The 15346-nt window shown below is 38.2% G+C and carries 12 protein-coding genes; 6 read left to right on the top strand and 6 right to left on the bottom strand.

The window, feature by feature from the left end:
* The first annotated feature begins 45 nt into the window (after window positions 1–45).
* The 3 genes from HMPREF3020_RS05960 (at window position 46) to HMPREF3020_RS05950 (ending at window position 2912) form a co-directional block, all read left to right on the top strand.
* Window positions 46–819: an FNR family transcription factor gene (locus tag HMPREF3020_RS05960; protein WP_014065394.1), complete on the top strand. Its 774-nt coding sequence runs from the start codon at window positions 46–48 to the stop codon at window positions 817–819.
* 137 nt (window positions 820–956) lie between these two features.
* Window positions 957–1880, top strand: a complete 924-nt coding sequence (gene uspE / locus HMPREF3020_RS05955; protein WP_070775884.1) for a universal stress protein UspE — start codon at window positions 957–959, stop codon at window positions 1878–1880.
* Between the two features lie 198 nt (window positions 1881–2078).
* Window positions 2079–2912, top strand: a complete 834-nt coding sequence (locus HMPREF3020_RS05950) for a DUF4198 domain-containing protein (protein WP_054419576.1) — start codon at window positions 2079–2081, stop codon at window positions 2910–2912.
* A 36-nt stretch (window positions 2913–2948) separates the two neighbouring features.
* Here the strand turns inward: HMPREF3020_RS05950 and HMPREF3020_RS05945 are convergent, their stop codons facing one another.
* Window positions 2949–3509, bottom strand: a complete 561-nt coding sequence (locus HMPREF3020_RS05945; protein WP_070775882.1) for an LOG family protein — start codon at window positions 3507–3509, stop codon at window positions 2949–2951.
* A gap of 1 nt (window position 3510) precedes the next feature.
* Window positions 3511–6117: a type I DNA topoisomerase gene (gene topA / locus HMPREF3020_RS05940; protein WP_070775880.1), complete on the bottom strand. Its 2607-nt coding sequence runs from the start codon at window positions 6115–6117 to the stop codon at window positions 3511–3513.
* Window positions 6118–6214: 97 nt separating this feature from the next.
* Here topA and HMPREF3020_RS05935 point away from each other — a divergent pair, with 97 nt between their 5' ends.
* Window positions 6215–7114 (top strand): LysR family transcriptional regulator, encoded by a 900-nt coding sequence (locus HMPREF3020_RS05935; protein WP_070775878.1) that lies wholly within the window; start codon window positions 6215–6217, stop codon window positions 7112–7114.
* Between the two features lie 29 nt (window positions 7115–7143).
* On the opposite strand, the gene HMPREF3020_RS05930 is transcribed toward HMPREF3020_RS05935, so the two are convergent.
* The 4 genes from HMPREF3020_RS05930 to pepN form a co-directional block, all read right to left on the bottom strand.
* Window positions 7144–7971, bottom strand: coding sequence for an RNase RNM (locus tag HMPREF3020_RS05930; RefSeq protein WP_070775876.1), 828 nt, complete (start codon window positions 7969–7971; stop codon window positions 7144–7146).
* Window positions 7972–8991: a quinone-dependent dihydroorotate dehydrogenase gene (pyrD, locus tag HMPREF3020_RS05925; RefSeq protein WP_070775875.1), complete on the bottom strand. Its 1020-nt coding sequence runs from the start codon at window positions 8989–8991 to the stop codon at window positions 7972–7974.
* Window positions 8992–9122: 131 nt separating this feature from the next.
* Window positions 9123–10733, bottom strand: a complete 1611-nt coding sequence (locus HMPREF3020_RS05920; RefSeq protein ID WP_070775873.1) for an ABC transporter substrate-binding protein — start codon at window positions 10731–10733, stop codon at window positions 9123–9125.
* 150 nt (window positions 10734–10883) lie between these two features.
* Window positions 10884–13493 carry an aminopeptidase N gene (gene pepN / locus HMPREF3020_RS05915; RefSeq protein ID WP_070775872.1) on the bottom strand — a complete coding sequence of 870 codons (2610 nt, stop codon included), beginning with the start codon at window positions 13491–13493 and terminating at the stop codon, window positions 10884–10886.
* A gap of 161 nt (window positions 13494–13654) precedes the next feature.
* On the opposite strand from pepN, the gene purE reads away from it, so the two are divergent.
* Together purE and purK are read left to right on the top strand one after the other, a co-directional pair.
* Window positions 13655–14149 carry a 5-(carboxyamino)imidazole ribonucleotide mutase gene (purE, locus tag HMPREF3020_RS05910; RefSeq protein ID WP_070775870.1) on the top strand — a complete coding sequence of 165 codons (495 nt, stop codon included), beginning with the start codon at window positions 13655–13657 and terminating at the stop codon, window positions 14147–14149.
* Window positions 14150–14219: 70 nt separating this feature from the next.
* Window positions 14220–15308 (top strand): 5-(carboxyamino)imidazole ribonucleotide synthase, encoded by a 1089-nt coding sequence (gene purK / locus HMPREF3020_RS05905; RefSeq protein WP_070775869.1) that lies wholly within the window; start codon window positions 14220–14222, stop codon window positions 15306–15308.
* Window positions 15309–15346: the final 38 nt, after the last annotated feature.

The following is a 15346-nucleotide window of genomic DNA, read 5'->3' as shown; positions in this document are numbered from 1 at the left end:
TGCGTTAGATCAATTTTACACTATATTTATCGATTTGAGGAATAAATGAAGAATTTCGTTTCAGAAACCAAATCAGGACGCAGAGTTCAATCAGGTGGTTGTGCAATTCATTGTCAGGATTGCAGTATTAGTCAACTTTGTATCCCTTTCACATTGAACGAACATGAGCTCGATCAGCTTGATAATATCATCGAGCGTAAAAAACCCATCCAAAAATCTCAAGTCCTTTTTAAAGCTGGTGATACACTGAATTCCATTTATGCGATTCGCTCCGGTACCATTAAAACTTATACCATTAGCGAAGCCGGCGAAGAACAAATTACCTCTTTCCACTTGCCTGGTGATTTAGTGGGCTTTGATGCGATCACAAATATGCAACATCCAAGTTTTGCACAGGCTTTGGAAACCGCCATGGTATGTGAAATTCCATTTGATATCTTAGATGACTTATCTGGAAAAATGCCTAAACTTCGTCAACAAATTATGCGTTTAATGAGTAGTGAAATCAAAAGCGATCAAGAAATGATTTTATTACTGTCTAAAATGAATGCTGAAGAACGTTTAGCGGCATTTATCCATAATCTATCAAAACGTTATTCTGCTCGTGGTTTCTCAGCGAAAGAATTCCGCTTAACCATGACCCGTAGTGATATCGGTAACTATCTTGGTTTAACTGTTGAAACCATCAGTCGTTTACTTGGTCGTTTCCAAAAATTGGGTGTACTCTCTGTTCAAGGTAAATACATTACTATTAATGATATTAATGCATTGATTGATTTAACCGGTGTACATAAAACCAAAATCCAATTAGCAGAATAAATTAAAAGCGTGAGTTTTCACGCTTTTTTAACATTTGAAACAAAAAAACTTGCACGAGATCACTTTTTTGATAATCGGTTCTTGTCATCGTTTAAAATCTTTTCTATCCTATTGATATCTCATATCTTGGAGGTTTTATGAAATTTAATAATATTCTTGTTGTACTCAATCCTGATAACGAAAAACAATATGCTCTAGCTCGTGCCGTTCGTCTTGTTAAAGAACAGCAAAATGAAACAAAGGTAAAAATCACCACCCTTTTGAGTGTTTATGACTTATCGTATGAGATGTCAGCCCTTCTTTCTTCTGAAGAACGCAGCGAAATGCATAAAACAGCCGTTGAACAACAACGTCAAGCTGTGCAATTTTATTTAGATAAATATGCTGATCCGGAAATTGAATTTGAATCTCACATTGTATGGAGCAGCAATGAAGCGGATGCAATTCGTGAAGAAGTTGAAAAAAATCAATACGACCTCGTTGTGAAATACACTAAAGATGAAGAAAGTTTCACTTCATTAATTTTCACACCAGTAGATTGGCAATTGTTACGTAAATGTCCAATCCCAGTATTGATGGTACGTGATGGTGACTGGAAACATCAACGCCGTATTTTAGTTGCTGTTAATGTTTCAGGTGAACAAGAATATCAAGATGAATTCAATCAAGAATTAGTTTCAACAGGTATGAATTTAGCGGAAAACTTAAACCGTGGTAACGTACATTTAGTCGCAGCCTACCCTGTTGCACCAATTAATATGGCGATTGATTTACCTGAATTTAATACTTCAGGTTATGAAAATGGCATTCGTGGCCAACACCTCATCAATATGAAAGCCTTACGTCAAAAATTTGGTATTGATGAAGATCATACCCATGTACGCGAAGGTTTCCCTGAAGAGGTGATTCCTGAAGTGGCGAAAGAAATTGAAGCTGAATTAGTGATTTTAGGTACAGTGGGAAGAACGGGTTTATCTGCAGCGTTACTAGGTAATACAGCTGAACATGTGATTAGTAAATTAAGCTGCAATTTATTAGCCATTAAACCATCTAAAAAATAAGCCTATTTAGCTTTTTATTTAAAACAAGTGCGGTCAGAAAAACAATCGTTTTATTGACCGCACTTTTTTGTTAAAAAAATGTGAAGTTCCTCACAAAATCAACTTTTTTCATTCGTCTCATCATTTCTTTTTCGTTATACTCGTCCGCCCTATCGAAGACTTTCTATAAATTGATTTATTGATTAAAAAGGAAAGACAATGAAAAAAACATTAATTGCTGCACTACTTGGCTTCTCTGCGCTTGCGCAAGCACATGAAGTTTGGGTTGCAACACCAGCACAACTGGCTTCTAATAGCGTTTTAAAAGCTGATTTAGCTTATGGTGACTACCCCTACGTTGAAAAAATTCCTGAAAAACGTCTCGCAATTTTTCCACCGATGGAACTCATCAATCAAGATGGTGAAATGCAAACATTAGTACAAAAAGGTGAAAACTACCAATATCAATCAGAAAAACCGTTAAAAGACGGTTCATATTGGGTAACAGCTACTTATAAACCAACTTTCTGGTCACAAAATAATGAAGGTTGGAAAATGGATAACTTACAAGGCACACCAAATGCATTCTATTGCGAACAAACTCAAATGTTTGGTAAAGCCTTTACCGTAGTGGGCAAAAAACCATTAAATGCAGATATGGCAATGACACGCCTCGGCTTACCACTTGAAATCGTGCCACTTAAAGATCCGAAAACAATTAAAGCAGGTGAAGCTTTCCCTGTTCAGATTTTCTATAAAGACCAACCACTTGCAGGCGAAACGATTATCGCAACCTCTGATACATTTGTTGTGAAAGATATGGAAGCAGCGACATCTCACCGTGAGCCGCAAGCCTTTTCTGGTAAAACAGACAAAGAAGGTAAAGTTAACTTTATTCCATTAATTGAAGGTGTTTGGAAACTTAAAGTGATTCATAAAGAACCATTTGAAGATCAAAAAGTTTGTCAACATTCAGCGAATTATGCGACGTTAATTCTCCCTGTTGGTAAAGCTAGAGCTAAACTCCCACCAAAACCAGAACATCATCATTAATCATAAAAAAGTGCGGTCAAATTTAACCGCACTTTTTTAATATGTTCTTAACGCTGGAGGTTGGTAATGTTCAATAAAGGTTTCGATTTCTTGAAGATTATTCGAGAATAAAATCTTCTCAAAATCACCTTGAGTAAAGAAGCCTTCTTTCACCATATGGCTAAAAAAGGACTTTAGTGAATCAAAATACCCCTTTTCATTAAACAGAATACAAGGATTATTATTTTTTCCAATTCGCGCCCAAGAAATCACCTCTGCAATCTCTTCTAAAGTGCCAGGTCCGCCAGGCAAAGCAATATAAGCATCACCGAGCTCAATCATTTTATTTTTTCGCTCAGACATGCTTTCAACAATCACGGTCTTGGTCAAATTAGGATGTGCAACTTCTCTGTCTTGTAAAAATTGAGGAATAATGCCAATTACCTTGCCTTGATGAGCAAGTACAGTATCTGCAACCACGCCCATTAATCCCAATTTTCCGCCACCATAGACTAAAGTATGTTGACCATCAGCAATCCATTTTCCCAATTTTTTTGCGGCAGCCTGATAGATTGAATCATTGCCTAAACTTGCACCGCAATAAACCGTGATGTTCATCCTACTTTTTCCGTTCTACCCATTTTCCATCAATATAATCAACAATCCATTTTGTGGCTTTACCATTTTTTTCAGATGTCACATATTGATGTTTTTCTTTGCGGCTGAAACGGATAATGGCGTCATTGCCCTCAGGGTCTTTTTGTGGCGCATCGGCTAAATAACGTAATTTTTCCGGTAAACGATCACGATAAAGCGCTAATTCAGCCACTTTTGCTGGTCGTGTTTCACGTGATTTCGGGAAGTTATGTGCAGACATAAACACGCCACTGGCACCATCACGCAATACAAAATACGCATCAGATTTTTCACATTTCAGTTCAGGGAAATGAACCGGCTCTTCTTTTGGTGGTGCAACCTCGCCGTTTTTCAAAATCTTACGAGTATTATCACAGCTGGTACAGCCCATATATTTACCAAAACGACCGAGTTTTAAGTGCATATCTGAACCGCACTTATCACATTCTACAATCGGGCCGTCATAGCCTTTAATTTTGAATTGGCCTTGTTCAACCAAATAACCATCACAATTTGGATTATTACCACAAATATGTAATTTACGATGTGGGTCAATGATATAGCTATCCATCGCGGTACCGCATTTCGGACAACGTTTACGATCCATTAAGGCTTTGGTCTCAGAAGCCTCATCTAGCACATTTAATAATTCAGCTTCTGGAATAAGATTAATCGTTGTTTTACAACGCTCTTTTGGTGGTAATGCATAACCAGAACAACCAAGGAAGACACCTGTACTTGCTGTGCGAATCGCCATTTTTCGGCCACAAGTTGGACAATCAATATCGGTGAGCACAAGGCTATTAGGTTTCATTCCACCTTCTAACTCATCTAATTCAGCCGTAGAAAGTTGGGTAGAAAAATCTTTGAAGAATTGATTTAACTCAGCCTTCCAATTTTTCTCACCAGATGCAATTTGGTCTAGTACGTTTTCCATGTTGGCAGTGAAATCGTAGCTCATCAAATCAGTAAAAGATTGATTTAAGCGATCAGTAACGATTTCACCCATTTTCTCGGCATAGAAACGGCGATTTTCAATGCGTACATAACCACGTTCTTGAATAGTTGAAATAATCGCCGCATAAGTAGAAGGTCGACCAATACCACGTTTCTCCAATTCTTTAACCAATGCTGCTTCAGTAAAACGAGCGGGCGGTTTAGTGAAGTGTTGGCTTGGCGAAACTGTTTTTAGTGCTAATGTTTCGTTTAAACTCACAGCCGGTAAAATTTGGTCTTCTGGATTTTTACCTAATTGTGGCAAGACTTTTGTCCAACCATCAAAGCGTAAAATACGGCCTTTGGCTTTCAATTCATAATCACCAGCCATTACAGTGACGGTTGTGCTGTCATATTGTGCAGCCGGCATTTGGCAGGCTACAAATTGACGCCAGATTAAATCATACAAGCGCACAGCATCTTTATCCATACCACTTAAATGATCCGCGAGCATTTTCACATCAGAAGGACGAATCGCTTCGTGTGCTTCTTGTGCATTTTCTTTGCTCGAATAGAAATTCGGTTTAGCTGGCAAATAATCTTTGCCGAAATGGCTTTCGATATAAGAGCGTGCCATATTTAATGCATCTTGACTCAAGTTGGTAGAGTCAGTACGCATATAAGTGATGTAACCAGCTTCGTATAAACGTTGAGCCAACATCATAGTTTTCTTCACCCCAAAACCTAAACGCGTGCTTGCAGTTTGTTGTAAGGTTGAAGTGATAAATGGGGCTCTTGGTTTAGAACCTGTTGGTTTTGTTTCTAAATCTGTGACAACGTAATGTGATTTATTTAAGAAATCGACCGCACTTTGAGCTTCTTTTTCATTTTTCGGCTCAAATTTCTTGCCTTTATATTGCACCACATCCAAACGCAAGTCTTCTTTCTTGCTCGTTTGGGTTAGCGCTTCAATTTCCCAAAACTCTTCTGGTTGGAATGCTTTGATTTCACGTTCACGCTCTACCACCAATTTCACGGCAACAGATTGTACTCGCCCAGCAGATAAACCACGCGCCACTTTCTTCCATAATAATGGCGACACCATAAAGCCTACCACGCGGTCTAAGAAACGACGAGTCTGTTGGGCATTAACTTGGTCCATATTAATGTGAGCTGGATGCTGGAACGCTTTTTCGATTGCTTTCTTCGTAATTTCATTAAATACAACGCGGCTAAAACGACTATCATCGCCACCGATGACCTCACGTAAATGCCATGCGATAGCCTCCCCTTCTCTATCCAAGTCGGTTGCGAGATAAATATGATCGGATTTTTTAGCGAGGGATTTTAATTCGGCTACCACTTTTTCTTTGCCAGGTAGAATTTGGTAATTGGCTTTCCAATCATTATAAGGGTCAATTCCCATACGTTTCACTAAGGCTGCACGGTCTTTTTCTGCTTTAATTTTGTTTTTTTCTTCCGCACTTAATCCTTTAGTGGAAACGGGTTTAGCCTTCTCGCCTGTGCTACTCCCTGCAGTAGGCAAATCACAAATATGCCCTACGCTGGATTTCACCACATACTGGCTACCTAAATATTTATTGATGGTTTTCGCTTTGGCTGGCGACTCCACAATCACTAAAGATTTGCTCATTTGCTTACCTAAAATATAACTAGAATTCTGTAAAATTGGCGATATACTGCAAACTTACGCTGATAAAATCAAGCTTTTTTTCAAAAAGGATTTATAAATGGATAAACTCAATGCAATTTCGGTTTTCTGCAAAGTGATCGAAACGCAAAGTTTTACACAAGCCGCAAACCAACAGAATATTTCTGTGGCGATGGCGAGTAAACTAGTTTCACAATTAGAAGAACATTTAAAAACACGATTATTACAACGTACAACGCGAAAAATTGTACCAACTGAAGCCGGTATGCTTTATTACCAACGTTGCCAAGCCATTTTATTAGATTTAAGCGAGGCTGATTCTAGCATTAGTAATATGGCAACAAGCTTACAAGGTAATTTATTAATCTCTGTGCCGCGTGATTTTGGCTTGCTTTATATCTCACCTAACTTACCTAAATTTATTGAGCTTCATCCCAATTTACACGTAGAAATTGAATTTGAAGATAAACGTGTCGATCTTGTTGCTGAGGGCTATGACTTAGCATTACGGATTGGCTATATGCAAGATAGCTCACTTGTTGCACGTAAAATTAGTAGCTCCCTTATGCATTTTGTTGCCTCTCCAAGTTATTTAGAAGCACGAGGCACACCACTTACACCTGACGATTTAGAATATCACCAAGGTTTACTTTATAAATCATCGTTAAATCAAGTGCATTGGCAATCAACAAAAGCCAATCAAATTCAACGTTATAAAATTCAATCAAAAGTAGTTTCTAATAATGGTATGGCGTTATTAGAAATGACAAAAGCAGGATTGGGCATCAGTAATGCACCGGATTTCTTTGTAAAAGATGCGCTTGCTTCAGGTGAATTAGTTGAAATTTTGTCTGAATATAAACAAAAACCTTTAGATATTTATGTGGTTTATCCAAATCGTCGTCATTTACCGGCAAAAGTTCGCGCATTTATTGAATTTCTCGCGAGCCTCGGTTTATGTGAGAACAGTCAAATATAAAAAACAAGGGCGGATTTAACCGCCCTTTATTATTCAAATAATGTCCAAATCGGTTTTACCTCTTCAGGTAAAAATAAATTTTTTCCTAATTCAATCCACCCGCAAGGAAAATGAAAGTCTGACCCTAATGAGGCAGCTAAGTCATATTCATTGGCTAGGCGCGCAAGATATTGACGTTGATCTTTGGTCTGTCCACTATCTGCGACTTCCATGCCATCACCGCCCCATTGTTTAAAATCAACAATTAATCGACGAATCCATTTTCCTGTCATGTTATAACGCATAGGATGAGCAATGATAGCAACACCACCTGCCGCATGAATCGTATCAATCGCCGTTGGAATATCCACCCATTCAGCTTTGACAAAACACGATTTGCCACCGCCTAGATAACGCTTAAAGGCTTGCCCATCATTTGAAACCTTTCCGATTTGTACCAAATAGCGCGCATAATGCGCACGAGTTACTTCCCCATTGGCTAACGCTTTTGCGCCTTCATAGGCATTTGGAATGCCTGCTTTTTCTAATTTATGGCCAATTTCGACCGCTCTTTTTTCTCTCAGTGATTTTTGTTCAGCTAAAAGTGCGGTCATTTTTGGATGCGTTTTATCAAAATTTAATCCAACAATATGGATGCCACGACCTTCCCAATTCGTTGAAATTTCCACGCCATTAATCAGCTCAATATCTAGTTTATCTGCTTCAAGTTTGGCTTCATCAATGCCCATCACGGTGTCGTGATCACATAAAGCAAGCACATTGACACCTTGTTCATGAGCTCGTTGTACGAGTTCTGTAGGCGTTAAAACACCATCTGACGCTGTACTATGGCAATGTAAATCATATTTTTTTGTCATTTATTTAATCGCTTTTACTAATTCTTTAACTAATCTTGGACCGTGATAAATCAAACCAGAATAAACTTGTAACAATTCAGCACCTGCTTCAATCTTCTCTTGTGCATTTTGTACACCATCAATGCCACCACTCCCAATAATCGGAATTTGCCCTTTCAGCTCTTGATGCAATCTTCGAATAATTTCTGTACTTTTGTGCTGTAATGGTTTTCCACTTAAGCCGCCTTGTTGTTCCGCATTTTTTAAACTTGTGACGTTGTCACGTGAAATCGTCGTATTAGTCGCAATTACCCCGTCCATTTGATGACGAAGTAAGGTATCTGCAATTTGAACGAGCTCGCTCTCGGATAAATCAGGTGCGATTTTTACTGCAATCGGCACGTATTTGTTATATTGCTCAGCTAATACTTTTTGACGCTGTTTTATACTTTGCAATAAATCGTCAAAGTAATCACCATACTGTAATTGGCGTAAATCCGGAGTGTTCGGTGACGAAATATTTACCGTAATATAATCCGCATAGTTATAGGCTTTATTTAAGCAAAATAAGTAATCATCTTTACCCTTTTCAAGCGGTGTGACTTTATTTTTGCCAATATTAATCCCCATTACGCCATCAAATTTTGCCTTTTTAACATTCTCAATCGCATAATCAACGCCATAATTATTGAATCCATTACGGTTAATAATCCCTTCCGCTTCCACTAAACGGAATTGACGAGGCTTAGCATTTCCCTCTTGCGCCAAAGGCGTAACCGTCCCGACTTCAATAAAACCAAATCCCATCGCACCAAATCCATCAATAGCTTCGGCATTTTTATCAGCCCCCGCTGCTAACCCAATAGGATTTTTAAAGGTAATGCCCATCACTTGCTTAGGCGTACCTTGTGGACAAGCCAAAAGCTGCTTTAATAAAAATTGGCAAGGTGATTTACCTGCTAAATGCAATGATTTAATCACTAAATCATGAGCGGTTTCAGGATCAAGGGAAAAAATGGCTTTACGGATTAAAGAATACATACTCGTTTATCTCTCAGGATAGTTCACTGTAAATGGAAAGTGCGGTTGATTTTACCGCACTTTTGTTGAAAAGTTGTGTTGCATTTTAAAATGAAAGCAAAGTATATGCAACGAAAGGTACTTAGATAACTCTACTTGCGAATGTAAAGCTCCTTGGTATAAACATAATCCTGTGGATTATGCATTGGGAATCCACCTACTGCTGGATTAATTACTTTGATCAACGGTGAATAGAATATTGGGATTAGAGGCGCCTCTTCCGCAATAATCAGCTCTGCTTGACGATATAATTCAGCACGCATCTTATCATTTAAAGTACTTTGTGCTTCTTTCATGATTTGATCAAATTTCTCATTCTCCCACAGCCCCACATTTTCGGGAGATGTTGAAACTAATGAATTAAGAAATGCTGATGGCTCATTATATTCCGCATCAATTGACATACGAGACAATTGGAAATTTCCCATATTGCGTTCGCCTAAATAGGTTTTCCATTCCATCGTACGTAATTTAACATCTGCACCTAATTGTTTTTTCCATTCTGAAGCTAACGCTAACGCAACTTTTTCATGTGTCGCATACTTGTTATAAAAAATCTCAAACTGGATCGGATGTTTTTCATTATATCCTGCATCATTTAATAATTTTTTAGCTTGTTTAACCCTTTCCGTTAACGGTTGACTCAATTCAACAATATTCGGCGCATTAAAACCATCGACTTCAGGTGGGGTTAATGTCGCAGCAGGTTTACGCAAGCCAATAATATGTTCTGCTATTAATGGTCGGTCTAACGTAAGATATAGCGCTTTGCGTACCTTTTCGTTATCAAATGGTGGTTTCGCCACATTGAACGTGTAGAATTCAGTCGTTAGTCTCGGGACCACAAGTAACGCGCTTGGCGTATTTTTCTGAATGTGTGGTATTTGCTCCACTGGTATCCAGGTTAAATCCAATTCTTTAGCTTGGTAACGTTGATATGCCGAAGACAAACTTTCTTGAAATAGATATTCTGAAGTATTAATAAGCGTCTTTTTATCATTCCAATAGAATGGGTTACGTTTTGCCGTAATTTTCTCGTTAATTATCCATTGTTTTAATTTATAAGCACCATTACTCACGATATTTTGAGGGGTAGCCCATTTATCGCCAAATTGCGCTAATTTATGATGGGGAACAGGAAATGTTGTAGGATATGCGAGTAGCTGTAAGAAGTAAGGTGTAGCTTGGGTTAGTTTGATTTCAAGTTGTTTATCATTAATCGCCTTAATACCCAACGCACTTATAGGCTGTTTACCTTGCATCACATCTTCTGCATTTAAAATATGTGCTTTAGATAAATAACTGGCATTTGGACTACCAAACTTAGGATCAACTGCTCGTTGCCAACCTAGCACGAAATCTTGAGCTGTTACCGGTGTACCATCTGACCATTTTGTATCACGTAATGAAAAAGTATAAATTTTACCATCTTCAGAGACTGTCCATTTCTCTGCCTGCGCTGGCTGTACTTGTCCATTTTCATCTAACCAAATTAATCCTTCAAATAAATCAATCGCAATTTGTGCAGCTGTATTTTCTTGCACCAATTGAGGATCAAGTGACCCGGGATCACTATGTGTATTTTGACGAAAAACCTGAGTTTCAGAAAGTGTTGTACCAGCAGGCACAGTAGCTGAAAATGCTGTTGTTGAAAAAATGCCAAGCATCATACTGACCAGCACTGATGTTTTGTATGTTTTCATATAAAATCCTTATTAACTAATATGGCGAAATGCCATTAATCATTCTATCAAAGGCAATAAAAGAAAAGATTGATATAGTTAACAAATTTGAAAAAAATACGGAATGTCTTAGACATCCCGTATTGAATTTATGAGGTATCTGTTCAGAGATTATTGCAAGGCTTTTTCAATCTTCTCGAATAAATCTTTTGAGAGATCTTCAACAGCACTTAATCGTTCTAAGGCGCGTTTCATTAACGTTTGACGTTGTGCATCAAAACGTGAGAAACGAATTAATGGCTCAATTAAACGTGCAGCCACTTGTGGGTTCGTTTCATTTAAACGAATTAAGACATCCGTTAAGAAGCGATAGCCTGAACCACTGATATGATGAAACGCTTTTAAGTTGTGATTTGCAAAGCTTCCCACTAATGAACGTAAACGGTTTGGATTGTTGAAGTTAAAACTTGGGTGATCCATTAATACTTGTACAATTTCCAATACATTTTCATCAGGGCGGGTTGCTTGTAAAGCAAACCATTTATCCATGACTAAGCCATCATGTTGCCATTTTTGTTCGAAATCCGCTAACAAGGTATCACGGCAAGGTAATGCCGCTTTGGTTGCCATATTTAATGCAGCCAGCGTATCTGTCATATTATTGGCATTATTGTAATGTTTTTGAACGACATTATTACCAAGATTGGTGTAAGCCAAATAACTTAAACAAAGATTACGCATTGCTCGTAAGGCAATATCTTCTTGTGTTACTCGATAATCTTCAAGACGAATATGGGTGTAAATACGCAATAAATCTTCTTTCAAGTATTCTGCAATTTGCACCAACATAAATTCTCTTGCAGCTGCAATGCCATCTGGATCAATCGTTTTAAAGCTTTCTGCAAACTCAATGTCTTTTGGCAAGGTCAGAATTAATGTGGCTAATTCAATATCTTGTTCATAATTTTCCAATACATGCGCAAGTGCGGTCAAAACATCAGGTGAAATTTCAAAGGCTTCACCTTGTTGGAAATGAGCCACATTACGACGCAATTCTTGAGTAAACAGCATTTGTGCTGCATCCCAACGAGCAAATTGGTTATCTGCAAATTTAAGCAAACCTAATAACTGCTCTGTGGTGTAATCATAATCCAGTTTTACCGGTGCAGAAAAATCACATAATAACGCAGGAATTGGACGACCATAAATACCATGGAATTCAAATACTTGGTCTTTTTCCGTTACATTTAACACATCGCTTAACAACTCACCGTTATGCTGTAACATTTGTTTGGTGCCTTTGGCATCATAAAGCGCAATTTTCAATGGAATATGTAAATTTACTTTTTCCATTTGGTCTGCTGTTGGCGGTGTAGATTGTGAAACCGTTAAACGATAAGTATGGGTTTGTTCATCATAGGCATCACTAATCAATAATTCTGGCGTACCTGATTGACTATACCAACGACGGAATTGTGCTAAATCAACGTCATTTGCACGTTCCATTGCAGAAACAAAATCTTCACAGGTTGCCGCTTTACCATCGTTTTCAGCAATATAAAGTTGCATCCCTTTTTGGAAACCTTGTTCGCCTAATAAGGTATGCAACATACGAATCACTTCTGCCCCTTTTTCATATACAGTCACGGTATAGAAGTTATTCATTTCAATGACTTTTTCAGGGCGAATAGGGTGTGACATTGGGCTCGCATCTTCAGCAAATTGTACCGTACGTAAGAATTTCACGTTATTAATGCGATTAACAGCACGAGAACCCGTATCAGATGAAAACTCTTGATCACGGAAAACCGTTAAACCTTCTTTCAAACTTAATTGGAACCAATCACGGCAAGTCACACGGTTTCCTGTCCAGTTATGGAAGTATTCGTGCGCAATCACGCTTTCAATGGCGAGGTAATCATCATCGGTTGCCGTTTGTGGATTGGCCAACACAAATTTAGAGTTAAAGATATTCAACCCTTTATTTTCCATGGCGCCCATATTGAAGAAGTCCACAGCAACAATCATGTAAATATCTAAGTCGTACTCTAAATTGAAACGCTCTTCATCCCATTTCATCGCTTTTTTCAGACTTTCCATTGCCCACGAAGCGCGATCAAGATTGCCTCGGTCAACATAAAGCTCTAAAGCTACTTCACGACCACTTTTTGTGGTAAAGGTATCTTGTAATAAATCAAAATCACCTGCTACTAAAGCGAATAAATAGCTTGGTTTCGGGAATGGGTCATTCCATTCAACCCAATGACGACCATCCTCTAACTCGCCACTTGCAATACGGTTACCATTAGAAAGCAAGTAAGGATATTTAGTTTTATCTGCGGTAATTTTGGTTGTATAGCGAGCTAATACATCAGGACGATCAAGCATATAGGTAATTTGACGGAAACCTTCTGCTTCGCATTGAGTACAAATGCCTTCACCTGATTGATAAAGCCCTTGTAAAGAGGTGTTTTGTGCAGGCTCTAGATTCGTCACAATTTCAAGTTCAAAATTGGCCACACTTTGATTGGTTAAATCTAACGTTAAACTTTCGTGGTCTTGATGATAATGTTTGAAATCTTCGCCATTAAATTTGATGGAAGCAAATTGGAAACCATGACCATCTAATCGTAGGTGTGTTGCTTCGTCGTTTAAACGTTGGAAGGTTGTTTTTGCAGTGACAACGGTATGATTAGGATCTAATTGAAAATCAAGGAAAATATCCGTAACTGTAAAATCAGGTTGTTTGTAATCTTTTCTATATTTCGCCTTAGCTAACATAATCTGCTCTATTTCTAAGAAAAAAACTCCTATTAGGATAAAATTTTATGACAAAACTTGCAATGGAATTTTCAGTCTTTACCGCATAGCAAACGTTTGCTTAAAAGTGGGTAAATGTGCTATTCTACGCATCGTTTTTTATCAGATAATTTTTTAAAAATATGTCAAATACCGCACAAATTGCTATTGTTATGGGCTCTAAAAGCGATTGGGCCACCATGCAAGAAGCCACTCAAATTTTAGATGAACTCAATGTGGCATATCATGTTGAAGTCGTTTCCGCACATCGAACCCCCGACAAACTGTTTGAATTTGCCGAAAATGCACAAAAAAATGGTTACAAAGTGATTATCGCAGGTGCAGGTGGTGCAGCACACCTACCCGGTATGATTGCGGCCAAAACGCTTGTGCCTGTACTTGGGGTGCCTGTTAAAAGCTCTATGTTAAGCGGTGTTGATAGTCTCTATTCTATCGTACAAATGCCTAAAGGTATTCCTGTTGGTACGTTAGCAATTGGCCCTGCTGGTGCAGCGAATGCAGCATTACTCGCCGCACAAATTCTTGCTGGTTGGGATGATGCGTTATTTGCTCGCCTACAAGCATTCCGCGAAAATCAAACTAATGTAGTATTGGATAATCCTGATCCACGTAAATAAAACACCTTTCATTTTGACCGCACTTTTTAAAGTGCGGTTGTTTTTTTAGCTAGATTTAATGAGAAAATTTATGCAAAACTCTACCCTATATCCTACCGTTTATGTGCTTGGTAACGGTCAACTCGGCAGAATGTTACGTTATGCAGGTGCCCCATTAGATATTCATGTCCAGCCGCTTGAGTTTAATGCGCCCGTATTTGATTTACCCAAAGATGCCATCATCACCGCAGAAATTGAACGTTGGGAAAAAACACCGTTAACTGAATTATTAGGCCATCATAAAAATTTCGTTAATCAGAATGTTTTTGGCTTATTGGCTGATCGTTTTACCCAAAAATCTTTACTGGACGAACTCAATCTCTCTACCTCACCATGGTGTTTATTAAAAGATAAAACGCAATGGTCTGAAGTATTTAAAAACGTGGGTGAAAAAGTTGTTGTTAAACGTCGTACCGGTGGTTATGACGGCCGTGGTCAATGGATTATCACTGAAAATAATCAACGTGATATTACGGACGATTTATTCGGTGAAGTTATCGCAGAAAAATTTATTCCTTTTGATTATGAAGTGTCTATCGTAGGCGCAAGATTTAAAAATGGTGAAAAACGTTTCTATCCTGTGACGCATAACCTACAGCAAAATGGTATTTTACGTTACAGTGTGACAGATATTTCATTTCCTAAACAAAAAAACCAACAAATTCAGGCTGAATCTATGCTCGGAAAAATCATGGACAAGCTTGAATATGTGGGTGTAATGGCGATGGAATGCTTTGTGGTGGGCGATAAATTATTAATTAATGAGCTCGCCCCTCGTGTGCATAACAGTGGACATTGGACACAACTCGGCTGTGCCATTAGCCAATTTGAATTGCATCTACGAGCCTTGTTAGATTTACCTACACCGTCATTACAACCCATTGCACCAAGTGTCATGGTCAATTTGATTGGTACAGAGCATAATCCACAATGGTTGAACACGCCTTTCTCCCAGTTACATTGGTATGGTAAAGAAGTTCGTCCAGGTAGAAAATTAGGTCATATCAATATTACACATCCTGATAAAATGATCATTATTCAACAGCTTGAAAAACTTCGTCACGAACTCCCTGAAGACTATCAATCTGGTTTAAATTGGGCGATTGAGAAATTAAAATAATCGAAAAAAACAACCGCACTTTTTGATGAATATCTAAA

Origin of the sequence: Haemophilus sp. HMSC068C11, from assembly GCF_001815355.1 — a bacterium.
Classification (GTDB): domain Bacteria; phylum Pseudomonadota; class Gammaproteobacteria; order Enterobacterales; family Pasteurellaceae; genus Haemophilus_D.
Note: the sequence above shows the minus strand (reverse complement) of the source record. Positions and strands in the feature narration are given on the sequence as shown.

Coding starts and splice junctions, on each gene's coding strand:
- HMPREF3020_RS05935 (WP_070775878.1), top strand. CDS start 6,215: ATGGATAAACTCAATGCAATTTCGGTTTTCTGCAAAGTGATCGAAACG.
- HMPREF3020_RS05920 (WP_070775873.1), bottom strand. CDS start 10,733: ATGAAAACATACAAAACATCAGTGCTGGTCAGTATGATGCTTGGCATT.
- pepN (WP_070775872.1), bottom strand. CDS start 13,493: ATGTTAGCTAAGGCGAAATATAGAAAAGATTACAAACAACCTGATTTT.
- purK (WP_070775869.1), top strand. CDS start 14,220: ATGCAAAACTCTACCCTATATCCTACCGTTTATGTGCTTGGTAACGGT.
- purE (WP_070775870.1), top strand. CDS start 13,655: ATGTCAAATACCGCACAAATTGCTATTGTTATGGGCTCTAAAAGCGAT.
- HMPREF3020_RS05930 (WP_070775876.1), bottom strand. CDS start 7,971: ATGACAAAAAAATATGATTTACATTGCCATAGTACAGCGTCAGATGGT.
- HMPREF3020_RS05960 (WP_014065394.1), top strand. CDS start 46: ATGAAGAATTTCGTTTCAGAAACCAAATCAGGACGCAGAGTTCAATCA.
- HMPREF3020_RS05945 (WP_070775882.1), bottom strand. CDS start 3,509: ATGAACATCACGGTTTATTGCGGTGCAAGTTTAGGCAATGATTCAATC.
- topA (WP_070775880.1), bottom strand. CDS start 6,117: ATGAGCAAATCTTTAGTGATTGTGGAGTCGCCAGCCAAAGCGAAAACC.
- uspE (WP_070775884.1), top strand. CDS start 957: ATGAAATTTAATAATATTCTTGTTGTACTCAATCCTGATAACGAAAAA.
- HMPREF3020_RS05950 (WP_054419576.1), top strand. CDS start 2,079: ATGAAAAAAACATTAATTGCTGCACTACTTGGCTTCTCTGCGCTTGCG.
- pyrD (WP_070775875.1), bottom strand. CDS start 8,991: ATGTATTCTTTAATCCGTAAAGCCATTTTTTCCCTTGATCCTGAAACC.